The 24,954-nt window shown below is 58.7% G+C and carries 17 protein-coding genes and 1 tRNA gene; 11 read left to right on the top strand and 7 right to left on the bottom strand.

Annotation, left to right across the window (positions count from 1 at the left end; translation table 11 throughout):
- Positions 1–15: 15 nt before the first annotated feature.
- Positions 16–1,155 carry a GGDEF domain-containing protein gene (locus T18_RS16880; RefSeq protein WP_038492897.1) on the top strand — a complete coding sequence of 380 codons (1,140 nt, stop codon included), beginning with the start codon at positions 16–18 and terminating at the stop codon, positions 1,153–1,155.
- Positions 1,156–1,238: 83 nt separating this feature from the next.
- Here T18_RS16880 and carB read toward each other — a convergent pair whose 3' ends face one another.
- Complete coding sequence (gene carB / locus T18_RS16875) at positions 1,239–4,727, bottom strand: carbamoyl-phosphate synthase large subunit (protein WP_038492894.1); 3,489 nt, start codon at positions 4,725–4,727, stop codon at positions 1,239–1,241.
- A 156-nt stretch (positions 4,728–4,883) separates the two neighbouring features.
- Positions 4,884–5,750 carry a LytTR family DNA-binding domain-containing protein gene (locus tag T18_RS16870; RefSeq protein WP_038491724.1) on the bottom strand — a complete coding sequence of 289 codons (867 nt, stop codon included), beginning with the start codon at positions 5,748–5,750 and terminating at the stop codon, positions 4,884–4,886.
- A 48-nt stretch (positions 5,751–5,798) separates the two neighbouring features.
- On the opposite strand from T18_RS16870, the gene T18_RS16865 reads away from it, so the two are divergent.
- Both T18_RS16865 and T18_RS16860 read left to right on the top strand, forming a co-directional pair.
- Positions 5,799–6,287: a DUF2306 domain-containing protein gene (locus T18_RS16865; protein ID WP_038491721.1), complete on the top strand. Its 489-nt coding sequence runs from the start codon at positions 5,799–5,801 to the stop codon at positions 6,285–6,287.
- Between the two features lie 95 nt (positions 6,288–6,382).
- Positions 6,383–7,312, top strand: a complete 930-nt coding sequence (locus tag T18_RS16860; RefSeq protein ID WP_003513383.1) for a neutral zinc metallopeptidase — start codon at positions 6,383–6,385, stop codon at positions 7,310–7,312.
- 40 nt (positions 7,313–7,352) lie between these two features.
- On the opposite strand, the gene T18_RS16855 is transcribed toward T18_RS16860, so the two are convergent.
- The gene (locus T18_RS16855; protein ID WP_038491718.1) at positions 7,353–7,832 is read right to left on the bottom strand and encodes a DUF2938 domain-containing protein; all 480 of its coding nucleotides are present in this window, start codon (positions 7,830–7,832) and stop codon (positions 7,353–7,355) included.
- Positions 7,833–8,032: 200 nt separating this feature from the next.
- On the bottom strand, positions 8,033–10,123 hold the full coding sequence (locus T18_RS16850; RefSeq protein ID WP_013636557.1) for a methyl-accepting chemotaxis protein: 2,091 nt from the start codon (positions 10,121–10,123) through the stop codon (positions 8,033–8,035).
- Between the two features lie 329 nt (positions 10,124–10,452).
- Between T18_RS16850 and T18_RS16845 the strand changes: the two genes are divergently transcribed.
- On the top strand, positions 10,453–11,850 hold the full coding sequence (locus tag T18_RS16845) for an MATE family efflux transporter (RefSeq protein ID WP_038491715.1): 1,398 nt from the start codon (positions 10,453–10,455) through the stop codon (positions 11,848–11,850).
- 39 nt (positions 11,851–11,889) lie between these two features.
- Here T18_RS16845 and carA read toward each other — a convergent pair whose 3' ends face one another.
- The gene (carA, locus tag T18_RS16840) at positions 11,890–13,095 is read right to left on the bottom strand and encodes a glutamine-hydrolyzing carbamoyl-phosphate synthase small subunit (protein ID WP_003513375.1); all 1,206 of its coding nucleotides are present in this window, start codon (positions 13,093–13,095) and stop codon (positions 11,890–11,892) included.
- 339 nt (positions 13,096–13,434) lie between these two features.
- On the opposite strand from carA, the gene T18_RS16835 reads away from it, so the two are divergent.
- The 4 genes from T18_RS16835 (at position 13,435) to T18_RS16815 (ending at position 19,817) form a co-directional block, all read left to right on the top strand.
- Complete coding sequence (locus tag T18_RS16835) at positions 13,435–13,884, top strand: GatB/YqeY domain-containing protein (RefSeq protein WP_026330775.1); 450 nt, start codon at positions 13,435–13,437, stop codon at positions 13,882–13,884.
- Positions 13,885–14,266: 382 nt separating this feature from the next.
- On the top strand, positions 14,267–16,252 hold the full coding sequence (gene dnaG, locus T18_RS16825; protein ID WP_013636554.1) for a DNA primase: 1,986 nt from the start codon (positions 14,267–14,269) through the stop codon (positions 16,250–16,252).
- A 394-nt stretch (positions 16,253–16,646) separates the two neighbouring features.
- On the top strand, positions 16,647–18,701 hold the full coding sequence (gene rpoD, locus T18_RS16820; RefSeq protein ID WP_003513359.1) for an RNA polymerase sigma factor RpoD: 2,055 nt from the start codon (positions 16,647–16,649) through the stop codon (positions 18,699–18,701).
- 195 nt (positions 18,702–18,896) lie between these two features.
- Positions 18,897–19,817 (top strand): DUF930 domain-containing protein, encoded by a 921-nt coding sequence (locus T18_RS16815; protein WP_038491710.1) that lies wholly within the window; start codon positions 18,897–18,899, stop codon positions 19,815–19,817.
- A gap of 177 nt (positions 19,818–19,994) precedes the next feature.
- Here the strand turns inward: T18_RS16815 and T18_RS16810 are convergent, their stop codons facing one another.
- Complete coding sequence (locus tag T18_RS16810) at positions 19,995–22,547, bottom strand: HWE histidine kinase domain-containing protein (RefSeq protein ID WP_038491707.1); 2,553 nt, start codon at positions 22,545–22,547, stop codon at positions 19,995–19,997.
- A 252-nt stretch (positions 22,548–22,799) separates the two neighbouring features.
- Between T18_RS16810 and T18_RS16805 the strand changes: the two genes are divergently transcribed.
- Complete coding sequence (locus tag T18_RS16805) at positions 22,800–23,225, top strand: secondary thiamine-phosphate synthase enzyme YjbQ (protein ID WP_038491704.1); 426 nt, start codon at positions 22,800–22,802, stop codon at positions 23,223–23,225.
- Between the two features lie 159 nt (positions 23,226–23,384).
- Positions 23,385–23,762 (top strand): hypothetical protein, encoded by a 378-nt coding sequence (locus T18_RS16800; protein ID WP_003513350.1) that lies wholly within the window; start codon positions 23,385–23,387, stop codon positions 23,760–23,762.
- Positions 23,763–23,933: 171 nt separating this feature from the next.
- Here the strand turns inward: T18_RS16800 and T18_RS16795 are convergent, their stop codons facing one another.
- Positions 23,934–24,677, bottom strand: coding sequence for an SIMPL domain-containing protein (locus tag T18_RS16795; protein WP_003513348.1), 744 nt, complete (start codon positions 24,675–24,677; stop codon positions 23,934–23,936).
- 178 nt (positions 24,678–24,855) lie between these two features.
- On the opposite strand from T18_RS16795, the gene T18_RS16790 reads away from it, so the two are divergent.
- Positions 24,856–24,931: transfer RNA gene (locus T18_RS16790), tRNA-Ile, on the top strand.
- Positions 24,932–24,954 lie beyond the last annotated feature (23 nt).

Genomic DNA, 24,954 nt, shown 5'->3' with positions numbered 1-24,954 from the left:
TTGCGTGGATGTATGATGCTCGGCGAGCTAGATCTTGCAACAGTGATACTGATGCAAAAGTGTTCTTACATTGTTGGAATGCTGAGTTTTATATATCTGAAGCTCACAAATCGTGGTTTGCACGGCCCGACAGCTCTTGCAGCAGGCTTCGCAGCCATGGCTGCCGGCTCCACGCTCGCTGGGTACGGCGAATGGGGAATAATGTCTCCGGCCTTGTGGCAATTCGGCAGCATCGTCTTCGGTATCGTGGGTTATGCGCTGATCTGGCTTGGCCTGAAAATCGTGAGCGATGGACGTGCTGCCAGCAGGGGGACAGTATCAGCTGTCTGTTTGATTGCCTTGCTGGCAATTGTCCTTGCACAGCAGGTGGCTGACAATAACGCTTATCGTGCGGCCCTGTTCAACGGTTGTGCGGCTGTGGCCTATCTTGCGGGAGCGGGCGGGCTTTTTGCGCGGTGGCGCAAGGAGCCACTCCTGTCCCGCTTCGCGCTGGGCGCGATTGCGGGTATTTCCGGCCTGATTTCGTTGTCGGTGGCAAAGAGCGTGCTTTTGCCCCAATACGCCGCCATCGATCTGGTCAATGCGTTTTTCTTGATCATCATGTTGAACTTCGCCATTGCGCTGTTCGTGATGATGCTGGTAGCCGAGCGGTCAGAGCGCAAATTGCTGGTTCTCGCCAACACCGATCCTTTGACGGGCGTCAAGAACCGTCGTTTTTTCTTTCAGGCCATGCCGGCGGTGCCGGGTCGCAACGATGCGGCGATGCTGCTCGATATCGACCACTTCAAATCAATCAACGACCGCTTCGGCCACGCCGTCGGCGACAGCGTTCTTCAGGAAGTCGCGAAGCGTATCGGCGGCAGCATACGCGGTGGTGACGTGCTGGCGCGGTACGGTGGCGAGGAGTTTATCATCTTCCTGCCGGGTGCCGGTGTTCAAAAGGCTTGCATGATCGGAGAACGCATTCGCGATGCGATTGCGATAACCGAAGTCGATTGCGGCGGTTTGCGTGTCGGCGTGACGATAAGCATCGGCGTCGCAACCAGCGGAGATATGCGCTGCGATCTTCAGACCCTGGCGAAAATGGCGGACCGCGCCCTTTACCGCGCCAAGACGGATGGGCGCAATTGCGTGCGCGAAGCCTTGGCGGCGTGAGGCTTTTGAGCTTTTTGTGAGACAATGCAAAACGCCGCAGGCACGACCCGCGGCGTTTCCATGATCTTCGTTGGCGCCTGATTTTACAGGAAGTAGCTCTGCAAGGGCTTCACTTCCAGGTTGCCGGCCTTGAGCGCCTTGATGGCAAGGGCTGCTGCTTCGGCACCGGCCATCGTCGTGTAGTAGGGCACCTTCTGCATCAGCGTTGCGCGGCGCAGCGACTTCGAGTCGGAAATCGCCTTGTTGCTGTCGGTGGTGTTGATGACCAGCTGGACCTGCCGGTTGCGGATGGCGTCTTCGATATGCGGACGACCTTCCTGCACCTTGTTGATCTTCTCGGCGTTGATGCCCTGTTCAGCAAGGAAACGCTGGGTGCCGCCGGTTGCCAGTACCCTGAAGCCACTCTCGACCAGAATACGGATTGCGGGCAATACGCGGTCCTTGTCGTCGTCGCGCACCGAGACGAAGACGGTGCCGGAGCGCGGCAGGTCGACGCCGGCGCCGAGCTGGCTCTTGGCGAAGGCGAGTGCGAAATCGGTGTCGAGGCCGATGACTTCGCCGGTCGAGCGCATTTCCGGTCCGAGCAGAATGTCGACGCCCGGGAAGCGGGCGAACGGGAAAACGGCTTCCTTGACGGCGATGTGCTTCAGGTTGCGCGGATCGGGCTTCTTGCCGTAAGCGGCAATCGCCGCATCAAGCTTTTCGCCGGCCATGACGCGGGCAGCGATCTTGGCGATCGGCGCACCGATGGTTTTTGCAACGAAGGGCACCGTGCGCGAGGCGCGCGGGTTGACTTCGAGAACGTAGATCGTGCCGTCCTTGATCGCGTACTGAACGTTCATCAGGCCACCGACGTTGAGCGCCTTTGCAAGCGCCGTCGTCTGGCGTTCCAGCTCGTCGAGGGTTTCCTTGCTCAGCGAACGGGAAGGCAGCGAGCAGGCCGAGTCGCCCGAGTGGATACCGGCTTCTTCGATGTGCTCCATGATGCCCGAAACGAAGACGTTTTCGCCGTCGCACAGTGCATCGACGTCGACTTCGACGGCGTTGGTCAGGTAGCTGTCGAACAGAAGCGGGTTCTTGCCGAGCAGGGTGTTGATCTGGCCGGTCTTGTCGTTCGGGTAACGCTGCTTGATGTCCTCTGGCACGAGGCCCGGAACCGTGTCGAGCAGATAGGTCTGGAGCTGGCCTTCCGAATGGATGATCTGCATGGCGCGGCCACCCAGAACATAGGACGGACGCACGACCAGCGGGAAGCCGATTTCCGAAGCGACGAGGCGCGCCTGTTCAACCGAATAGGCAATGCCGTTGTTCGGCTGGGCGAGGTCGAGCTTCATCAGCAGCTTCTGGAAGCGGTCGCGGTCTTCGGCAAGGTCGATCATGTCAGGCGCGGTGCCGAGGATCGGGATACCGTTCTTTTCCAGCGCTTCGGCCAGCTTCAGCGGCGTCTGGCCGCCGAACTGCACGATGACGCCGACCAATTCGCCCTTTTCCTGCTCGGCGCGCATGATCTCGATCACGTCTTCGGCCGTCAGCGGTTCGAAATAGAGGCGGTCGGAGGTGTCGTAGTCGGTCGAAACCGTTTCCGGATTGCAGTTGATCATGATCGCTTCGAAGCCTGCATCCTTCAGCGCGAAGGCAGCATGGCAGCAGCAATAGTCGAACTCGATGCCCTGGCCGATACGGTTCGGACCGCCGCCGAGGATGACGACCTTTTTGCGGCCGGAAACCTGCGCTTCAGAGCGGGCGGCGCCGACGAAGGGGATTTCATAGGTCGAATACATGTAGGCTGTGGGCGAGGCGAATTCTGCCGCGCAGGTATCGATGCGCTTGAAGACCGGGCGAACATTGAGGCTGTTGCGCAGCTCGGCCACTTCCTTCGGGCGCTTGCCCGTCAGAATTGCCAGGCGGGCGTCGGAAAAGCCCATGGCTTTGAGCATGCGCAGGTTCTCTGCGTCCTGCGGCAGGCCTTGCTCACGGACACGGGCTTCCATGTCCACAATTGCCTTGAACTGGGCGATGAACCAAGGGTCGATCTTCGAGTTTTCGTGGACTTCTTCTTCCGTCATTCCCATGCGCAGCGCCTGGGCGACCATGCGCAGGCGATCCGGCGTCGGCGTGCCGATGGCGGCGCGGATGGCGTTCTTGGAGCCTTCGCCCTCTTCAAAGCCGGGGATTTCGATTTCATCGAGACCGGTGAGGCCGGTTTCCATGCCGCGCAGCGCCTTCTGCAGCGATTCTGCGAAGGTGCGGCCGATGGCCATGACTTCACCGACGGACTTCATGGCCGTGGTGAGGATCGGCGAGGCGCCCGGGAACTTCTCGAAGGCGAAACGCGGGATCTTGGTGACGACGTAGTCGATCGACGGTTCGAACGAGGCAGGCGTCGCGCCGCCGGTGATATCGTTTTCCAGCTCGTCGAGCGTATAGCCGATGGCGAGCTTGGCGGCGATCTTGGCGATCGGGAAGCCGGTCGCCTTGGAGGCGAGAGCAGACGAGCGCGAAACGCGCGGGTTCATTTCGATGACGACGAGGCGGCCGTCTTTCGGGTTGACGGCGAACTGTACGTTCGAGCCGCCGGTTTCCACGCCGATCTCACGCAGCACCGCAATCGAGGCGTTGCGCATGATCTGGTATTCCTTGTCGGTCAGCGTCAGCGCTGGCGCAACGGTGATGGAATCGCCGGTGTGGACCCCCATCGGATCGATGTTTTCGATGGAGCAGATGATGATGCAATTGTCCGCGGTGTCGCGGACCACTTCCATCTCATATTCCTTCCAGCCGAGAACCGATTCTTCGACCAGCACCTCGGTGGTCGGCGAAGCGTCGAGGCCGCCCGAGACGATGTCGAAGAATTCGGAGCGATTATAGGCAATGCCGCCGCCGGTGCCGCCGAGCGTGAAGGATGGGCGGATGATGGCGGGCAGGCCGACATGGTCGATCGCCTGGGCGGCGATTGCGATCGCATGCGCCATGTAACGCTGCTTGCGGTCGGTCTCGCCAAGGTTCCACTGGTTTTCCAGATCGTCCAGCGCCTTGTCCAGTTCCGCACCGGAAAGCTTCGCTTTGAGTTCGGCGCGGGCAGCTTCGTGCTTCTTGCGATCGGCGTCCTTGATTTCAGTGGCGTTGGCCAGCATGGACTTCGGCGTCTCAAGGCCGATGCGAGCCATGGCCTCGCGGAAGAGGGCGCGGTCTTCGGCCATGTCGATGGCTTCGGGCTTGGCGCCGATCATTTCCACATTGTAGCGGTCGAGAACGCCCATGCGCTTCAGGGACAGCGCGGTGTTGAGCGCGGTCTGGCCGCCCATGGTGGGCAGCAGCGCGTCCGGACGTTCCTTGGCGATGATCTTGGCAACGACTTCCGGGGTGATCGGCTCGACATAGGTTGCGTCGGCGAGGCCCGGATCGGTCATGATGGTGGCCGGGTTGGAGTTGACCAGAATGACCCGGTAACCCTCTTCCTTCAGCGCCTTGCAGGCCTGGGTGCCGGAATAGTCGAATTCACATGCTTGGCCGATGACGATCGGTCCTGCGCCAATGATGAGGATGGACTTGATATCTTGGCGCTTCGGCATGGCTCTCTCGTTCCGCGTTTTGGTTGCGCAAAACACCAGCCAGGGTGAAAGATCACCGGCCGGGGCGCGCAATTCAAAGTTTTCAGGCTAGAAGCGGCTTATAGGCAAATGTTTTTGAGAACGGAACCCCATAAATTCCGGAATCGACAGAAACTCTTAACCCGCCGGTGTATGCGCGGCGAAACGGGCCTGCACCGCCGCGCTATGGGAGCGGCTGACGGGTATTTCCGAGCCGTCTCTTGTAATGACGTGCAGACGGCCAGCCTGTTTACGCAACGAGACGACGTCGGAAATGGCAATCCAGTGAGAACGGTGCACCTGCAAGCCTTCCGTGAGGCCTATTTCTTTCAGCGCATCGGCAAAACGCAGCAGAACGAGCTGATGGCCGCGCGTGGTGACGATTTCGGTATAGTGGTCCTGCACCGACAGCCGCAGCAATTCTCCGCGCTTTTGCGGCGGCAGCCGCTCCAGCAGCGGCGCGATGCTTTTCACCCCACCTTTGGCATCTCCATTCGGGTCCGCAACGGCATCCGTTGCCGTTGCGCGTGACTGGCAGGCCGTGAGGTAGCTCAGCAGGCAAAAGATGGCGCAGAGCGGCAGGGCCGACAGGCTGCTTTTCAGAAAGGCAGCGAAACCCATTTCCCTGCCGGAAAAGACTTGGTTCATGATGGAAAGCAGCAGCCCGATGGGCAGGGCTGCCGTCAGCGAGCCGATCATCATGCGTGTCAGCATATTTTCAATGCTGCTGGCAAGGATGGTGTTGGCGAGGATGGAAAAGGATATTGCGAACGTCCATGCGCCAGCCTGAACGATTGTCCAGTAAAGCAGCCGGTCGGCGAAACTCATGGTCTCACTTGTCCCGAAAGGGCCGGTCAGAATGAAGATCGCCAATATGGCAAGGAAGGTCAGCCACAGTCTGCGCGATTGCAGGATGGCGTGCATTTCACGAAGCGTGGACTGCAAAGAGAGGTGATCCACGAAGTTTTCCTGCGGTTGACGCCAATGCGTTTTTCTTTCGCGCATGTTTTGCCGAAGTTAGCGATAATTTCAACCGGGTCAAAACGCTTCACCATGTCACTTCAGCCTTTGCTAGACGCACCGCTTGCCGTGCAATTCCATGTCGCCACCGTTGTTCCGGCCGCGATTCTCGGCGCCTTCATTTTCCTTCGCCCCAAAGGAACAGCCATCCACCGGCTACTCGGCAGGATTTGGGTGACGCTGATGGTCATGACGTCCGTTTCGACCTTCTTCATCCATGAATTGAGGATGCTTTACGGTTTCAGCCCGATCCATCTTTTATCGGTTCTCACCATATATGGCTGTCTGCAATCGGTCCTTTTCGCGCGCAGGGGCGAAATCAGGCGCCATATGAGGATCATGCAGAGTGTTTATCTCGGCGGTATCGTCATCGCAGGCGGTTTCACCTTCGTTCCGGGGCGGATCATTCACGAGGTTGCTTTCGGTGACGGTCAGCCGGGTCTTGTGGTGCTTTTCGCGGGCGTGTTCGTGTTTGCCCTGCTGTCTCTGACCGTCTTCACGCAAAGGCGGCGAGCCTCCTGAACGAATGCACCCACCTCCGCTTTCTTCCGGAACAAGATGTATTATAGTGCCGTTATAAGGTTGCCTGTTGAGGCGACGTTTGCGGAGAGAAAAGCATGGAATGGAGAGGGCGCCGCCAGTCGGACAATATCGAGGATCGGCGCGGCATGTCGGCGGGATCGGGGCCATCCGGCAACGATCCTTTTTCGCGTGGCGGAATGCGCGTGCCGATCGGGCGCCGCGGCGGCGGCATCGGCATTGGCGGTCTTCTGCTGATCCTGCTGATCAGCTGGGTGCTTGGCATCAATCCGCTGACGCTGCTTTCGGGCGGAGACATTTCACTGGATGGGGGCGGTACCACGCAGCAATCCGGCCAGCAGGCGGGCACTCGGCCGCAGGGCCAATCGTCCGACGAGACGACGGCTTTCGTGCGCACCGTGCTGGCTGAGACGGAAGATACCTGGAGCGGCATTTTCCAGTCCGCCGGCGAGACCTATCAGAAACCGACCCTTGTGCTGTTTTCCGGGCAGGTTGCGTCTGCCTGCGGTTCTGCGTCTGCGGCCAGCGGCCCGTTCTATTGCCCTGGTGACCGAAAGGTCTATCTCGACACCAGTTTCTTCAGTGAACTGGACAAGCGTTTCGGCGCGTCTGGCGATTTCGCGCAGGCTTACGTTATTGCGCATGAGGTGGGCCACCACGTCCAGAACCTGACCGGTGTCCTGCCGGAGTTCAACCGCCGCCGCCAGTCCATGAGCCAGGTGGACGCCAACAAGATGTCGGTGCGTGTGGAGCTTCAGGCCGATTGTTATGCCGGTATCTGGGGCAAGTTCACCGAACAGAAGGGCATTCTGGAAACCGGTGACCTTGAGGAAGCGCTCAACGCTGCCCACCAGATCGGCGACGACACCCTGCAGAAGCAGACTCAAGGATATGTGGTGCCTGACAGTTTCAACCACGGCACGTCGGCGCAGCGCATGGAATGGTTCAAGCGCGGCTTCCAGAACGGACGCGTCGAGGACTGCGACACCTTTTCGGCGAATATCTGATAATCAAATGAACGAGGGGGCTTTTCAGCCCCCTTTTTATTCAGCGCATCAACAGCGCCACGGCATACATGCCAAGCGCGAAGATCGTATGGGCAACGAGGTTGAGAAAGCGAACCTTGTTCGGGTTCGGCGTCTTCGATGCCGCCCAGCCGATGCCGAGGCCAGGTTGCAGCAGGAACCAGCCCGCGCCGACCGTGACGATGCCCACGATCCAAGGCTGAATGAAGGACGGCTCTGAAAACCACGAGGCCGGCACTATCAGGGCGAGAATGATGCCGTAGAGAATGCCGACGGCATAATGCGAGACCCAGCCGAGCGCCAGTTCATGCTCGTAAGGTGCGGCCGTCGCTATAGTATCGTGGAATATCCTGCCCTTCGGCACATGCCAGAACCAGCGGCCGACCGGCGCCCAGTTCGGGGCGGACTGGCCAAAAAACCGGTGCAGCACAATCGCCCATATATCCATAAACACGGTGCCACCAACCCCCATGGCAATACCGCGCCAAATCAAATCCAGCATAGATCCCTCCGCAAATCATGATCGACCAAGCTCTAGCTGATCGTGTGAGTGGCGTGAACAGGGTTTTTCGCGTGCTGAGGGCGGACAAGAAAAATGGCCGGATCGCTCCGGCCATAATGAATACTGAAACGTCTCCTCCGTCATGCCGGACTGGATCCGGGGTAACGGTGCGATTGTCTCACCAGTGAGCTATTTTCGGTCTACGCAGCACGCCCATATTCAGCCTGCCGCCGTGTTGCCGTGGCGAGCTGGAACTGCGCAAGCAATTCGTTGAGCGCCGCCGCTTCCGAGGCGAGGCCGTGGCTTGCCGCAGTCTGTTCTTCGACCATGGCGGCATTCTGCTGGGTGCCCTGATCGATGGTGTTGATGGCGGTGTTGATTTCCTGAAGTCCGGTGGACTGTTCGCGCGACGACGTTACGATGGCGTCGATGTGGCGGTTGATCTCCTGGACTTCGCGGACGATGGTTTCCAGCGCCTTGCCGGCATTGCCGACGAGATCGACACCGGATTGCACCTGCGATGTTGAGGCGTTGATCAGCGTCTTGATCTCCTTCGCGGCATTTGCAGAGCGCTGGGCAAGCTCGCGCACTTCCTGTGCGACGACGGCAAAACCCTTGCCTGCCTCACCGGCGCGGGCGGCTTCCACGCCGGCATTCAGCGCAAGCAGGTTCGTCTGGAAAGCGATTTCGTCGATCACGCCAATGATGTTGCTGATCTCCGACGACGATTTTTCGATGCCTTCCATGGCACGAACAGCGTCCTCGACGATGATGCCGGACTGCTCGGCATTGTTGCGCGTGCGGTCGACCAGACGGCCTACCTCTTCGGCACGGCGGGCTGAATCCTTGACCGTCGTGGTTATTTCCTCAAGCGCGGCCGCAGTCTCCTCGACAGAGGCGGCCTGCTGCTCGGTGCGCTTGGCCAGGTCGTCGGCAGACTGGCGGATTTCTCCAGCACCGGCATCGATTGCGCGTGCATTCTGGCCGACTGTGCTCAAGGCAACGTTCAGCTTGGCGACGGAGTTGTTGAAGTCGTCGCGCAAGCGGTCGATGCGGGTCACGAAAGGTGTCTCGATCCGGTAGTTGAGGTCGCCGTTCGAAAGGTGCGTCAGTCCCTTTGCTAGCGAATCGACTGCGAACTGGATGTCGGCCGCGTCTTTCGCCGCCAGTCGTTCGCGGTCGTTGCGCTCCTGTTCGGAAAGCGTGCGGTTCTGTTCGGCGTCGCCTTCAAGACGCAGACGTTCCGTGGCGTTCGATTTGAATACGGCAACCGCCGCAGCCATCGAGCCGATCTGGTCACTGCGCTCCTGGCCGGGAATGGCGACATCGAGATTGCCGGCGGCAAGCCTTTCCATGGCAGCAGTCATCTGCGTGACGGGGCGAACAATGAAACGGCTGAGAACGGTTGCCAGCAGGGCGATCATGATCGCGGCGGCAAGGATTGTCGCGATGGTTGCCGCGAGGCGAAATTGGCCGATCGCGCTGTAGGCGACGTCGGAATCGACAACGAAACCGAGATACCAATCGACCGAGGGCAGACCGGCGACGGGAATGAAGCTGGTGATCTTGCCCTTGCCGTCGATCTCGGTTTGCGAAATCGCGGAAGAAATTGCCGGTGTATCAACCTTGAAGAGATCGGTCAGCGGCTTGTCGACGAATTTCGCATCGGGATGCATGAGGATCTTGCCGTCCTTGCTGACGAGGAAGGCGTATCCATCCTTGCCGGCATCCACCGACTTGATCATCGATACCAGCGAATCCAGCGAGAAGTCGCTACCCGTCACGCCGGCCAGCTTGCCGTTGATGGACACGGGAATGGCGGCAGTGATGATAAGGCCGCCGGTCGACGCATCGCTATAGGGCTCGGTCAGTACTGGCTTGCCGGCCTTGACGGCGTCCAGATACCAGGGGCGCTTGCGCGGGTCATACCCTTCCGGCAATGGCAATTTCGGGAAAGTCGTGAAACTGCCGCTTTCGGCATTGCCGAAATAGGTGGACATGAACTGAGCCGTCAGCACGTCGTTCTGGAGGAACTGCAGCTTGGCGTCGTCATCTGGGAGCTTGGCGAGCGTCTTTGCAACCGTTTCGGTCAGCATGATGCGCCCGTTCAGCCAGTTGGCGATGCTTTGCGCTGCCTGCTTGCCGGACGAATCGATATTTTCCGCCACGGCTTGCGTTGTCACCTGGTGCTGAAGACTGTCGATATAGAAGGAAAAGCCGGCAAAAGCGGCGACGACAAGCGATGACGCCGCAAACAGAATGCGCGTCATGAGATTGGTTTTTTTGGGCAAGCTACACGTCCTTGGAACCAGATGTGCCCATTCGGCTCATCTTGGAAAATAATGGGAAAGACATGCCTCAATGGCGGGAACATTCTGCGTCATGCAGCTTATGGTTTGAAAGAACTTCGCGATATTCTAATGCGTAAAGTGAAATGGTAAAATTCGGCTAAATTTGTTTTATGTCACGCCGTTTCGGCCCAAGTGGACGTAAAATTGCCGTTCTGCGTAAATTTTGATCATTGATCCGCAAAGGTTGCGTGCAGGAAGGGAATATTTTATTCATCACCTGCTGCCATTGCGCAATTCGCGGGCAATGGCCAAAATTCAGGTGAATTACAATGTCTTCGTCGGTTGTTGCAGAAACCGTTCCCTCTGGATCGGGGTCGTGGCTTTCGCATTTCAAGGCTACGCTTGCGCTTGGAATTCCGCTTGTCGGTGCGCAGCTCGCGCAGCTTGGCATCCACACTACAGATATGGTCATCGTCGGTCAGCTCGGAGCTGAGAAGCTGGCGGCCATGGTGCTGGCCGGGCAGTTCTTCTTCGTTGTCTTCATTTTCGGTTCGGGATTTTCCGTGGCCGTGGTGCCAATGGTAGCGCAGGCTTACGGGCAGGGCGATGCGACGGCTGCCCGCCGCTCGCTGCGCATGGGCATGTGGGTTGCAATCGCGTACTGGGTTCTTGCCCTGCCGATATTCTTCAACGCCGAGCGCATTCTGGTCTATCTCGGGCAAAACCCCGAAGTTGCGGCGTTGACCGGCCATTATCTCGCCATCGCCAAGTTCGGCCTTTTGCCGGCGCTGCTTTTTTACGTGCTGCGCGGGCTTGTCAGTGCCATCGGCCGTGCGGGCATCATTCTGTATGTCACCATCATCATGTTGGTGCTGAATGGCGTGATGGCCTATGCGCTGGTCTTCGGCCATTTCGGATTGCCGGTGATGGGCATGAACGGCGCGGCCGTCGTTGCCGTCATCGTCAATGCCTTCAGCTTCATCTTCATCGTCGCTTATGTGCAGACGCGTGAGGAAACCAGGAAATACGAGCTGTTCGTGCGCTTCTGGCGGCCGGACTGGCATGCGCTGTTCGAAGTGCTGCGCCTTGGCCTGCCTATCAGCATCACCATCCTTGCCGAAGTGACGCTGTTTGCGGCCGCTTCGATCCTGATGGGACAGATTGGCACCGTGCAGCTTGCGGCGCATGGCATCGCCCTGCAGCTTGCCTCCATCGCTTTCATGATCCCGCTCGGCCTGTCGCAGGCGGCGACCGTGAGGGTCGGTGTCGCGTTTGGTCAGGGTGATTTCAGGAACCTCGTGCGCGCCGCCATCATGGTCTACGCGATTGCCTGCGGCATTGCCGTTTGCGGCGGCATCCTGTTTGCGGCTGTTCCGGAATTTCTGGCGAAGTGGTTTCTTGACGCGAAGTTGCCGGAAGCGGCGGAAGTGCTTGCCTACGCAAGCAGCCTCGTAGTGATCGCCGGCATCTTCCAGCTGGTCGATGGTATCCAGGCCGTGACAGCAGGTTTGCTGCGCGGATTGAAGGATGCGCGCATTCCGGCGATGCTGGCGCTGATTTCCTATTGGCCGATCGGGCTGGCGCTGGCCTGGACCATGGCCTTTCCGCTCGGCTTTGGCGGACGCGGCGTCTGGTTCGGTTTCGTGATCGGCCTTTCGACGGCGGCCGTTCTCCTGACTATACGTTTCGTCATTCTGGTGAAGCGTGAAATGAAAACGGCCCGCTGAAAGCGGGCCGTATATTTTTCCTGATTTTCCGAAGATGTCTCAGCGCTCGGCGAGCGCTGCCTCACCTTGTCTCTCGCGCAGCAGGTTGACGAAGCGGCGGAAGAGATAGTGGCTGTCCTGCGGGCCGGGCGATGCTTCCGGATGGTGCTGGACGGAGAAGACCGGCTTGCCGACGATGCGCAGGCCGCAATTGGTGCCGTCGAACAGCGACGTGTGGGTTTCTTCGACGCCATCAGGCAGCGACTTGGCGTCAACCGCAAAACCATGGTTCATGGACACGATTTCCACCTTGCCGGTGGTGAAGTCCTTGACCGGATGGTTGGCGCCGTGGTGGCCCTGGTGCATCTTTTCAGTCTTGGCGCCGACGGCCAGGCCAAGCATCTGGTGGCCGAGGCAGATGCCGAAGATCGGCAGGTCGCTGTTGATGAGGTTCTGAATGACCGGTACGGCATATTCGCCTGTCGCGGCCGGATCTCCCGGACCGTTGGAAAGGAAAACGCCATCCGGCTTCAATGCCAGAATGTCTTCGGCGGATGTCTGGGCCGGAACCACCGTGACCTTGCAATCGAGACCGGCGAAGAGGCGCAGGATGTTGCGCTTGACGCCGAAATCCACGCAGACGACATGGTACTTCGCATCGGCTTCATTCAGCGTGCCGTAACCCTCGTTCCAAACCCAAGGCGTTTCCGTCCAGGTGGAGGATTGGCCGGATGTGGCTTCGATGGCGAGGTCGAGGCCGACGAGACCGCTCCATGCCTTGGCTTCCGCCTTTAGCGCCTCGATGTCGAACACGCCGTTGGGATCATGGGCGATCACCGCGTTCGGTGCACCGTTTTCGCGTATCCATGCCGTCAGCGCGCGCGTGTCGATGCCGCAAAGGCCGATGACGCCGCGGGCTTTCAGCCAGGCATCCAGATGCTTGGCGGCGCGGAAGTTCGAAGGGTCGGTGATGTCGGCCTTGAAGATGACGCCGACTGCGCCCCGGCGGGCGGCTGGCGTCAGGTCTTCGATGTCTTCCTCATTGGTGCCGACATTGCCGATGTGCGGGAAGGTGAAGGTGACGATCTGGCCGAGATAGGACGGATCGGTCAGGATTTCTTCGTAACCGGTCAGTGCGGTGTTGAAGCAGACTTCGGCCTGTACCTTGCCGGTTGCGCCGATCCCCGTTCCCTCGATCACTGTGCCATCGGCAAGAACAAGCATTGCGGTCGGTTTGCGGGTAGTCCAGGGCGCTGTCTCGGTCATCTCGTTCCGTTTCTGCCGCTTCGCACCCCGCCTCTTGAAAGGCAGGGGGAGAGGGGCCATTTTTTGTCGCAGGCTTCGTGACATAAAGGGGCGCGCGAAAAACTCGCGTTTTGACCCTTCGTTAAAATCTCGTGCAGGTGCCGGAAAATAACGAAAGCTGCTTAAACGGTCAACCGCAGGCTCGAGATTTACGCGGAATTAAACCTTCGCACATTCAAAGGCTTATGCATTTGATTTGCTTGAGCGGGTTTGCTCGGTTATGTCGTTTCGAAAAATAAGGTGGAAAGTTTCCGTGTCGAGAAGCTGCGGAATGCACTTTCCCAAGGAGAAGAAGAAATGATGCGCGACACGTTCGCTAATACTCTGAAAGACGCGCTGAAGGCTCGTGACGCCCGGCGTACATCGACCGTGCGTCTCATCCAGGCGGCCATCAAGGATCGCGATATTGCCAATCGCGGCGTGGGCAAGGACCCCGTCACCGACGACGAGATCATGCAGATCCTGACCAAGATGGTGAAGCAGCGGGAAGAGTCCGCCAGCATCTATGATGGTGCCGGTCGCGCCGAGCTTGCCGCTCAGGAGCGCGAGGAAATCGTCATCATCAAGGAATTCATGCCGGAAGAAATTCCGGCCGAAAAGGTGCGCGAATTGTGCCAGGCCGTCATCAGCGAAACCGGCGCCTCCGGCCTGCGTGACATGGGCAAGTGCATGAATGCGCTCAAGGAGCGCTATCCCGGCCAGATCGACTTCGCGAAAGCCTCCGGCGTCGTCAAGGATTTGCTGAAGTAGGTTTCGCCCGTTCGGAAAAAGTAAAGGCAGGGCAGCCATGGCTGCCCTGCCTTTTTGCTGCCGACGAAGGCGCATTTCGGCGGATCAAAATGCGGTCACGCGCAGGCGTTTTTCGGGGGACGTGCCTGCGGGCGTCAGCAGCTTTATGAGAATGTCCGGGCGCTGCCTTTGAATATGTTTTATACCTCGGCGACGGTTGGCTCAAATTACAAAAACATAATTTTTTGTGATGATGCGCTGCCATAAATTTGCCCGAAGCGGGCGACAGCGGCGATGCGGTTTTAGTGCGATGGCCTGTGAATATCGGGTATTCCGGTTCTTTGGGTTTGGTACTGACCCCTTTCTGCGCTTATATGAAAGACTGGCCTCGAACAGGTAACCCATGCGATTTTCCAATTCTTTTCTCGATGAGATACGCGACCGCGTGAACATCTCCGATGTGATCGGCAGACGTGTGTCCTGGGATAAGAAGAAGACCAATACGCCGCGGGGCGATTATTGGGCCTGCTGCCCGTTCCATGGCGAAAAAAGCCCGAGTTTTCATTGCGAGGATCGCAAGGGGCGATACCATTGTTTCGGTTGCGGTGTTTCCGGCGATCATTTCCGGTTTCTCACCGATCTCGAGGGGTTGAGTTTCCCCGAAGCCGTTCAGCAGATCGCCGACATGGCCGGCATCTCCATGCCGCAGCCCGATCCGCAGGCTGAGAAGCGCGAGCGCGAGCGCACCTCGTTGCAGGACGTCATGGAAATGGCGACGCTGTTCTTTCAGGATCAGTTGCAGACCGCGCTTGGTGCGCGGGCGCGGGCTTACCTGCGCGATCGCGGACTGACTGGGCGCACCATCGAGACATTCAGGCTCGGTTTTGCACCAGATAGCCGCAATGCGCTGAAGGAGCATCTGGCGAGCAAGGGTGTGGCGCGCGAACAGATGGAAGCCTGCGGGCTGGTTGTGCATGAAAACGTGCCGGTTTCCTATGACCGCTTCCGCGACCGCATCATGTTCCCGATCCTGTCGTCGCGCGAAAAGGTGATCGCTTTCGGCGGCCGCGCCATGGCGGCGGATGCAGTGGCCAAATATCTGAACTCCAACGAGACCGAGCTTTTTCACAAGGGCAATGTTCTCTACAATTTCGCCCGCGCGCGGCGCGCCTCGCAGGCTTCCGGCGGCACCGTCATTGCCGTCGAAGGTTATATGGATGTCATTGCGCTTTATCAGGCGGGTGTCGAAAATGCTGTCGCCCCGCTTGGCACGGCGCTGACGGAAAGCCAGCTTGATCTCCTGTGGAAAATGTCGCCGCAGCCGATCCTCTGCTTTGATGGCGACGGCGCCGGTATTCGTGCCGCCAACCGTGCAGCCGATCTCGCCTTGCCGCATATCAAGCCTGATCGTTCGGTGAGCTTTGCGCTTTTGCCCGACGGAAAAGACCCTGATGATCTCGTGCGGCTGGAGGGGCGTGCGCCTTTTGACCGTGTGCTTTCCGAGGCAAAACCGCTCGCGGCGATGATCTGGAGCCGCGAGACGTCTTCGGTGACTTTCGATACGCCTGAAAAGCGTGCCCAGCTTGAAAGCCGGCTGCGGCAGATCGTTGCCGTGATCGGCGACGAGGCCGTGCGGCGTTTTTACCAGCAGGATATGCGCGACAGGCTGAATGCCTTCTTCCAGCCTCGTTTTCAGCAGGGCGGTTCGCAGGGTGGAAATTTCCGCCGCGATGGCCAGCAGGGTAATGGGCGCGGGTTCCAGAGGAACGCTTCCGGACGGGGTGGAGCCATGGCTGCGCCGGCCAGCAACATTTCCGACCGGCTTACCCAGTCGGGTCTGGTCAGGGGGCACCAGACCAAGCCTTCACTTCGCGAAAGCGTTCTCGCAATCACCATCGTCAACCATCCCGAACTGCTCCTTGAGGAATATGACGAGATCGCCGCGATCGATTACGAAAACCGCGATCTGCAACGCCTGTGGTCGACTGTGCTGACCTTTGCTGCGGAAAGTGCGGCCGAGATTTCGCGGGCAGGGCTGATCGAGCGCCTGTCGCAGCAGGGTTTCGAGGTGCTTTTGAAAACCATGGACCAGCAGGTGCGCAATGCGCGCCTGTGGACGGCCACGGAACAGGCGGCGCTGGAAGATGCGCGTGAGGGATATGTGCAGGCGCTTTCCCTGCACAAGAGGACGAAATCCCTGCTCTGGCAGAAGCGCGAGCTGGAACGGGAAATAGGCGAGGCGACGGACGACGAACGCGGCACGCTTCTGGTGCGGGCGCTGGCCGAAGTTCAGCTGGAAATCGGCCGAATGGAAAATCAGGAAGCGATCATCGATGGTTTCGGCGTCATGTCCGGCCGGGTAAAGGGTCCGGCTGTCGGCCATGGCTGAGGACTGCGGCCAAGAATAGAAAGACGTGTGGGGTTGCCTTTTGCTGCAAGCGCCCTAAATAGGGGGTAGTCTGGTGATAACTCGCAAAATGCGGCCCTTTTTATGAATTTCCGTGGCTGTCTCGCCCTCAAAGGCTTGACGGGGCGGGAAATAGCGGGAATCACCAATTCAGGAATAGTAAGGTGGAATGAGCCTTGGCGGATAGAAATTGCATGAGCAAGCATTTTCGGGTGCACTGTCTTTGCATTCTGCCTGAGGCTGCCGTGGTTAATCGGCAATTAAAGATCACTCCGTTAGGTGTCTGACAGTGATTCGCTGTTATCAGCCGGATGCTCTCAAGGCGAACGGCGATGCGGCGGAACAGGTGTTAGCGTCAGGGAAAGCGACGAGATAGATGGCAACCAAAGTCAAAGAAAACGAAGAAGCAGAAAACGAACGCGACGGTGCGACGGACGGTCCGCTTCTCGATCTTTCGGATGACGCGGTCAAAAAGATGATCAAGGCCGCCAAGAAGCGCGGCTATGTGACGATGGACGAGCTGAATTCCGTCCTGCCGTCCGAAGAAGTGACGTCCGAGCAGATCGAAGACACGATGGCGATGCTGTCCGATATGGGCATCAACGTTATCGAGGACGAGGATGCCGAGGAAGCACCGGGCGAAGCCGAAAGCGACGATTCCGATAACGAAGAGTCCGAAGGCGGCGAACTGGCACCTTCCGGCGGTACCGCGCTTGCGACCGCGAAGAAAAAAGAACCGACCGACCGTACCGACGATCCTGTGCGCATGTATCTGCGCGAAATGGGTTCCGTAGAGCTTCTGTCGCGCGAAGGCGAAATCGCCATCGCCAAGCGCATCGAGGCCGGCCGCGAAACGATGATCTCCGGCCTTTGCGAAAGCCCGTTGACGTTCCAGGCACTGATCATCTGGCGCGACGAACTCAACGAAGGCACGACGCTTCTGCGCGAGATTATCGATCTCGAAACCACCTATTCCGGCCCGGAAGCCAAGGCTGCCCCGCAGTTCCAGAGCCCGGAAAAGATCGAGGCGGACCGCAAGGCCGCCGAAGAGAAGGAAAAGACCCGCAGACTGCGTGCGCCCTCCGGTGACGAGGATGTGACTGACGTGGGTGGCGATGGCCTGCCGCCGGAAGAGGAAGAAGAGGACGACGACGAGTCCAACCTTTCGCTTGCCGCGATGGAAGCCGAGCTGCGTCCGCAGGTCATGGAAACGCTCGACACCATTGCCGACACCTATAAGAAGCTGCGCAAGCTTCAGGACCAGCAGGTCGAGGCTCGCCTTGCCTGCACGGGGACCCTGTCCTCCGGTCAGGAGCGCCGCTACAAGGATCTCAAGGACCAGTTGATCACGGCTGTGAAGTCGCTGTCGCTGAACCAGAACCGTGTCGACAGCCTTGTCGAGCAGCTTTACGATATTTCCAAGCGTCTGATGCAGAACGAAGGCCGGCTGCTGCGCCTTGCCGAATCCTATGGCGTAAAGCGCGACAGCTTCCTCGAGCAGTATCACGGTGCGGAACTCGATCCGAACTGGATGAAGTCGATTGCCAATCTGGCCGCCCGCGGCTGGAAGGAATTCGCCCGCGAGGAAAGCAACACGATCCGCGAGATCCGTCAGGAAATCCAGAATCTGTCGACGGAAACCGGTATTTCCATCGCCGAATTCCGCCGTATCGTTTCCATGGTACAGAAGGGTGAGCGCGAAGCGCGTATCGCCAAGAAGGAGATGGTCGAGGCCAACCTGCGTCTCGTGATCTCCATCGCCAAGAAATACACCAACCGCGGCCTGCAGTTCCTCGATCTCATTCAGGAAGGCAATATTGGCCTGATGAAGGCGGTGGACAAGTTCGAATATCGCCGTGGTTACAAGTTCTCGACCTATGCGACATGGTGGATCAGACAGGCGATCACCCGTTCGATCGCCGACCAGGCGCGCACGATCCGTATTCCGGTTCACATGATCGAGACGATCAACAAGATCGTTCGCACCTCGCGCCAGATGCTGCACGAGATCGGCCGCGAGCCGACCCCGGAAGAGCTGGCGGAAAAGCTGGCCATGCCGCTTGAAAAGGTGCGCAAGGTTCTGAAAATCGCCAAGGAGCCTATTTCGCTCGAAACCCCTGTGGGTGACGAAGAGGATTCGCATCTCGGCGACTTCATCGAGGACAAGAACGCGCTGCTGCCTATCGACGCCGCCATTCAGGCCAACTTGCGCGAGACGACGACCCGCGTTCTCGCCTCGCTGACGCCGCGTGAAGAACGTGTTCTGCGCATGCGTTTCGGCATCGGCATGAACACCGACCATACGCTGGAAGAAGTCGGCCAGCAGTTCTCGGTCACGCGCGAACGTATTCGTCAGATCGAGGCGAAGGCACTGCGCAAGCTGAAGCATCCGAGCCGCTCCAGAAAGCTCAGAAGCTTCCTCGACAGCTAAGCCTTTGCCTGCATTAAAATTGAACCCGGTCAGTCACCTCTGGCCGGGTTTTTTGTTTCCTGCACTGGCGATCTCTGCGACAAGCCTTATGTGTGAAAACAAAGCGTTCCGCTTTTTCGGAAATGCTCAGGTTCGATTTGGCTCGATAACATGCAACAGGTTTCGGCAAGCAGATGGCGAGGGAAGGGATGGGCGGTGCCCGTCTCCGTGTTGCTGCATCTGGCTGTGGTCGCGATCTTTCTTTTCGAACTGCCCGAACGCATAGCCGAACCGCAGGAGCCGGAAAGCATCAGCGTCGATCTGGTGCCGCCGCCTGAGGAAAAGAAGCCGGAGGAAGCCAAGCCTCCCGCCGCCGAGCAGGCAAAGCAAGAAAAGCCGCAGCCTCCACCGCCGCCGCCCGCTCCGCCGGCAGAGGAGCCGAAACCTTCGCCGCCCTTGCAGGCGACGCTGCCGGCGATCGCCATGCGGCCGGAGGAGACGCAGGCGGACCCAGAAGACAAGCCAGGTAAGGCGGAGGAAGCGGACAAGACCGAGCCTTCCAAGGAGCCTGAAAGCCAGCCTGAAAAGACGGCTGAGGACAAGCCCGCGCCATCTGCCGCCAACGGCGATCTCAAGGCGTCCGCCGAACAGGGAGAAATTGCGGTTTCACCCGTCAAGCAAGAGGCTGAGCCGGAAAAAGCGCCTGTGCCGCAGGAGAAACCGGCTGACGAAAAACCTGCCGAGGTGGCAAAGGAGAAGCCCGCGAAACTTCCGGCCGCGAAACAATTATTGTCTTCGTCGCTGCTTTCTCCGGCCCAAAGACGCCAGATGTTTGGTGATCTGCCGCCCCGCCGCCGCATTGTTCAGCTTTGCAGCACGGAGGCTCTGGCGCAAATTCAGGGCGCGGGTTTTGCCGCCCGTGGCATGATACCCTATTCGGATACGGGCGGGAGGATATCGGGGAATTCGATTGATGCTTCCGGCGGCGCATTCAATACCGGCAATAGCTGGCACGATGTGTCTTTTCAGTGCGAAGTCGATCTGGATAACTACGCCGTAACGGCATTCCGGTTTAAGATTGGGAACGCCTTAACACCGGATGAGGCGAAAAAGCGGGGCTTCACTCGATTTCAATGAAGGCTAGTTTTTTAAACTTTTGGTTTGCTGACGAAGGTTTCCGTCCGCCACTCCGTCTTCCTCGGGCTTGTCCCGAGGACATGCAACCGACTGATTTCGTAGACGTGTTTAAATCCTTGGGACAAGCCCAAGGATGACGTCCAGTCTGGACATGTGTCGGTCAGCAGGGCTGGGAGCTTACACCCTCTCCGTATCACCGACCAACAGCCCGATACCCGCCATCAGCGCATCTTCGTCGTAAGGCTTCCTGATAACAGGCACGTTGCCGAAGTCGTCAGGCACCATGCTGGCATCGGCATAGCCGGTGGCGAACAGGAAGGGGATGCCGCGGCGGTGAAGCTCGCGTGCGACGGCGATGGAGGTGTCGGAACCGAGATTGATGTCGAGGATAGCCACATCCGGAACGTAGCTCTTCAGTTTCTCGATGGCCATTGCCGAGGAGGTCGCGGTTTCGATTGTCTTGATGCCGTTGTCTTCCAGCATGTTTTCCACATCCATGGCGATCAGCATCTGGTCTTCTACGAGCAATATTTTCAACGTTTCCTCCCGGTTGGACCGTCTGGGTTGTGGTACGGTGTCATCCTCCGTCTTCATCTCGGAAGCTGTCATGACTGCTGAGATATGGCGGGAGGGCAGGAGAATTTCCGCCTCCAGCCCATCAGGCAAATACCGAATGGTGCTGCGTCCACCCAGATCGTAGGGGATGCTGCGGCTGATGAGCGCCGTGCCGAACCCAGAGCGTGATGGTGTGGGCAGCTTGGTAGGCAGAGTTTCGCGCCAATGTATCAGGCAATCGCGGTTTTCGTCGACTTCCCAGCGCAGATCCAGTTTTCCGCCGGTCTGAGCAAGCGCGCCGTATTTGGCAGCATTCGTCGCCAGTTCATGCAGTACGAGAGCCATGACGGAAAATGCGCGCGAATCGAGCGTGACCTGTGGTCCGGCGAGATCAACAATAGCCTCGGCTGAACGGTGCGGCGACAATTCGGCGTCCAGCAGGTCGCGCAATGACCCGCCGCCTTCACCGCGAATGATCTGGTCATGGGCAAAAGACAATGCCTGGATACGACCCTTCAGCGCACCGACATATTCCTGCAGCGTTTTACCCTCTTGCGAGGGATTGCCGACCAGCGATTTAATAATGGCCAGAACGTTCTTGACGCGGTGGTTGAGTTCCTCGTTCAGCATGCGCTGGCGCACTTCCGCGCGCTCCCTTTCGCCCGCCATCAGCTCGCTGTGATGGAATGCGACCTCGACCAACGCTATTCTTGCGGCTTCGGCAATTTCCCGGTCCGCATCGGACCATGGCTGCGCCTGCAGGCGCACGGTCTCTTTCCAGATCGCGAAGCTCTTGCGCGGGGTGAGCCGATCGCCGAGCGGACCGGTCTCATAGGATTTTTCCGGGTTGCCGGCCCAGTTCAGGTTCTGCACGATCTCCCTGCGGAAAAACAGCAGATAGTCGTTTTTGACCTGTGACAGCGGAATGGCGAGCATTCCGGCTGCGATATCTGCATAAATCTCCGCTTCCGGTATGGCTTGCGAGACGGCATGGGTTGCCCAGACCCTTCCCTCACTGACAGAGGTTACGAAGCGCGCCAGCCTTGGAATGGCATCCGCGGGCGGCGTTGCGCCGTGGCCGTGCCAGTTGTTGTCCACCCAAAGCCCGACGCCGTCGCATGGCATCAGATCGGCAAAATCCTGGAAACTGTCGATCAGCAGTTCCTCGATGTGCGCGTGATGGGCGGCGAGCCGCAGGAAGCGGTCTAGAGCGGCATGGGCGTGGTTGACGGTATCGAGTTTGCGCTTCTGCTTAAGGACCTGCAAATGCATGGAGAAAAACTCTCCAAACATTTCTGCGGCGATCCTGACTGACATCGTCAGAACGCGTGGCGAATAATGGTGGCAGGCGATAAGACCCCACAGGGCGCCATCGACGATCACCGAAATCGACATGGAGGCACCAACGCCCATATTGCGAAGATATTCGCAATGGATGGGAGAAACGCTGCGCAAATGCGCGAATGACAGATCAAGCGGTTCACCAGACACATCGATGGCGGGCAATACGGGAACTCGTATTCCGCTGGCGTCGGAGATGATGCGCAGTGTGTTTTTAAGATAGAGCGTGCGGGCCTGCTGCGGTATGTCGCTTGCCGGAAAATATTGTCCGAGAAAGCTTTCCAGTTCCGGCTGCTTTGCCTCCGACACGACCTTGCCTGCACCGTCATCCTCGAAACGGTAGATCATCACCCGGTCGTAACCCAAGGTCGCCTTTACCAGGCGGGTTGTTCTCGAAATCAGGCTTTCGACCGTGTCCGCCTCGCGAATGCGGTCCACCATCTTGCGTGCGGTACCAAGCGGCTGGGTCTCGCTCCCTGACGGTTCGAATTCGATGATCGTCGTGGATTTATAGCGGTGGAGCGCAATATCGAAGCTGCGACCATCGCGCAGTTCCATATTGGGCAGCATGGCAGGGCGGGTAGTCCTGCCGGTTACCGTGAGTGCGTTGCGAAGGTCATGGACGAGATTTTTACCAAGCACCTCTTCGGCGGTCCTGCCGTTGATATCGCCATCGACGCGCAAAATCTCGCGACAGTTTTCCGAATGCCGCAGGACCATGCGCATGGCGTTGTCGCAAGCGATCAGGCAGCCGTGCGATTGAATATAACCTGGAATGTGGATGGGTTCGCGGTCGCAATTTGTCAGGTCGACATTATAATCAGTGGATGCCATGAATCTATCTCTCGCACCCTCTGCCTGTCTTGCACTGAAAATAGTTTAGTCGTCCGCAGACGGGAAAGCCTGAATGGTTCATTCTGATAGTGCCAATCCTTCCCCGTTTTTTGCAACCGTGACGCCGGTATTCCGTTCTATTAAAGGCAGCCGCCATGTCATGGAAGCACGCCTTTTCGCCATCAGTTACAATTCGACATGGTCCAACGTTTGCAGTGCCTAATTTGTTCCGAATTTTCTAAAGGAAATAACGTGCCGCAGAAGAAAATGACCATTACCACCACCCACGGGCAGGGGCTCTACGAATTTACGTCCGAGGCCGAGCGCTTTGTGAAGGAGGCAGGCGTGGACGAAGGCCTTTTGACCGTCTTCGTCAGACACACATCCTGCTCCCTACTTATCCAGGAAAATGCCGATCCGGATGTCCGGCGCGATCTGGCGATATTTTTTTCCCGCCTCGTGCCACCTTCCGACGATGTCTCCATGCGCTGGGTCGTCCACACGCTCGAAGGCCCTGATGACATGCCTGCTCACATCAAATCGGCCCTGACCGCGGTTTCCATCGGAGTACCGATCAGCGATGGCAGGCTTACCCTTGGCACATGGCAGGGCCTTTATCTTTTCGAACATCGCGACCGGCCGCACCGCCGTGAAATCGTTCTGCATATCTCCCCATGATTCCCGTCAAAAGCCCTGCCTTTTCCTTTCGTTTTCCCGTTAATGTCTCTGAACGTCTGCTGAACATGCGGTTCTGTCGGCGTTCAGGCGGGCGGGTCTAGGGTCTCGTCAATCGCCGGGGGACGTCCCTGCCGGCGCAGAAACAAACGGAGTGAGTTCATGTTCAGCACCTTCGCAAAAGCCGGCCTGGCTGCCCTCATCGCCCTTGGCGGAATTTCCGTCACCGCTCCAGCTGCTTCGGCTGGCCCGGATGTTCAGCTCAGAGTTCAGGTTCAGGATGGATACGGTCATGACAGAGGCCGCGGCCCGGGCTGGGGTCGTCCCGATCGTCCTGGTCCGGGCTGGGGCCGTCCTGACCGCCCGCGTTATGGTTGCTCGCCGCGGCTTGCGGAGGAAAAGGCTAGCCGCATGGGTCTTCGCCGCGCGCGCGTTGTCGATGTATCGCCGCGCCGTGTCGTGGTTGCAGGCTTCGACCGTCGCGGCCCTGACCGCATCTTCTTCGCCAATGAGCGTGGTTGCCCGGTGATCCGTCGCTAAACGGCTGATATTGATCCGCGGAAATCCCCCGCCCTTCGCGCGGATCAAAAAAAATGCCCCTCGCTTGTTATGACAGGCGGGGGGCGTTTCTTTTTGTGGCCTCTCGGGTGGCGGTTACGCGCAGCCGTTCGGCAAATGCGGGCGGCGGGCAGTGCCGCCGCTCCGACTGTTTTATTCGCCCAGGGCGAAGGTGACGTTGACCACCACGCTGTAGCTGTTCTCACCCGAAGCGATCGGCACGCTGTCGGCCTCCTTCGCCATCGAAGCGCGCATCATGGTCTGCGGCACCGGCATGGGGCGCTGCATGTTCTCGCTGATCTGGATCACGCGTCCAAGCTTCACGCCCGCCGCTTCCGTCAGCGTTTTCGCTTTGGCCAGCGCATCGGCAACCGCCTGCTTGCGGGCCTCGGTCACGGTTGCTTCCGGCTTGTCATTGGTAAAGGTAATATCGCCGCCCTGGTTGATACCGAGCTTGACGGAGGTATCGAGTATCTCGCCCAGCTTCTTCAGGTCGCGTACGCGCACGGTCAGTCCGTTGGAAACTTGATAGCCGGTAATTTCCGGTGCAACGTAAACGCCGTCTTTCGGCTCATAATGCTTGTAAAGCGGCTGCACGGAGAAATTGCTCGTCTGCAGGTCGCGGTCTTCGATGGCGGACGCCTTCAGCGATTTCAGAACCTCGGCGAGCGCCTTGGAATTCTCTGTCAGAGCCGCAGCCGCCGTTTCCGCCTGCTTGACGACACTGAATGACAGGATCGCCATATCGGGCGCGATTGCCGACTGGCCTTCGCCGGAAACACTGATGGTTGCTTCGCGCGGGGTGGCATCCTGCGCAAGAGCATTACCGGCAAGCGGCATCATTGCTGCTGCGGTCAATGCACTAAGTGCGAAAAGGCGGGCCTTTGTCGTCGTCATGGTGTTTCCTCGTTGATTGTGTCCCTTTGCAGGGTATTGCCTTAGATTGTGAAGCTAATACGGCAACGGCAGCTTGCGATAGCATCAATGGCTTGTCGGGCCGTAAAAATTACGTTAGAGCGTGACCCACCGGATTCGAACCATTGCGAAGCCGGTGTTTCGGATAATTTTTCCGAAAGGGCCTGTAGCTCAATGGTTAGAGCCGGCGGCTCATAACCGCTTGGTTGGGAGTTCGAGTCTCTCCGGGCCCACCATTTTTCTTATATTTTGAACGAGT

It is taken from the genome of Rhizobium sp. TBD182 (assembly GCF_001950375.1).
Lineage (GTDB): Bacteria > Pseudomonadota > Alphaproteobacteria > Rhizobiales > Rhizobiaceae > Agrobacterium > Agrobacterium tumefaciens.
This window is presented reverse-complemented; position numbering and strand designations above follow the sequence as displayed.

Coding starts and splice junctions, on each gene's coding strand:
- T18_RS16855 (WP_038491718.1), bottom strand. CDS start 7,832: ATGCTGGATTTGATTTGGCGCGGTATTGCCATGGGGGTTGGTGGCACC.
- dnaG (WP_013636554.1), top strand. CDS start 14,267: ATGCGATTTTCCAATTCTTTTCTCGATGAGATACGCGACCGCGTGAAC.
- T18_RS16860 (WP_003513383.1), top strand. CDS start 6,383: ATGGAATGGAGAGGGCGCCGCCAGTCGGACAATATCGAGGATCGGCGC.
- T18_RS16795 (WP_003513348.1), bottom strand. CDS start 24,677: ATGACGACGACAAAGGCCCGCCTTTTCGCACTTAGTGCATTGACCGCA.
- T18_RS16880 (WP_038492897.1), top strand. CDS start 16: ATGCTCGGCGAGCTAGATCTTGCAACAGTGATACTGATGCAAAAGTGT.
- T18_RS16835 (WP_026330775.1), top strand. CDS start 13,435: ATGCGCGACACGTTCGCTAATACTCTGAAAGACGCGCTGAAGGCTCGT.
- T18_RS16845 (WP_038491715.1), top strand. CDS start 10,453: ATGTCTTCGTCGGTTGTTGCAGAAACCGTTCCCTCTGGATCGGGGTCG.
- T18_RS16865 (WP_038491721.1), top strand. CDS start 5,799: ATGTCACTTCAGCCTTTGCTAGACGCACCGCTTGCCGTGCAATTCCAT.
- carB (WP_038492894.1), bottom strand. CDS start 4,727: ATGCCGAAGCGCCAAGATATCAAGTCCATCCTCATCATTGGCGCAGGA.
- rpoD (WP_003513359.1), top strand. CDS start 16,647: ATGGCAACCAAAGTCAAAGAAAACGAAGAAGCAGAAAACGAACGCGAC.
- T18_RS16870 (WP_038491724.1), bottom strand. CDS start 5,750: ATGCGCGAAAGAAAAACGCATTGGCGTCAACCGCAGGAAAACTTCGTG.
- carA (WP_003513375.1), bottom strand. CDS start 13,095: ATGACCGAGACAGCGCCCTGGACTACCCGCAAACCGACCGCAATGCTT.
- T18_RS16810 (WP_038491707.1), bottom strand. CDS start 22,547: ATGGCATCCACTGATTATAATGTCGACCTGACAAATTGCGACCGCGAA.
- T18_RS16800 (WP_003513350.1), top strand. CDS start 23,385: ATGTTCAGCACCTTCGCAAAAGCCGGCCTGGCTGCCCTCATCGCCCTT.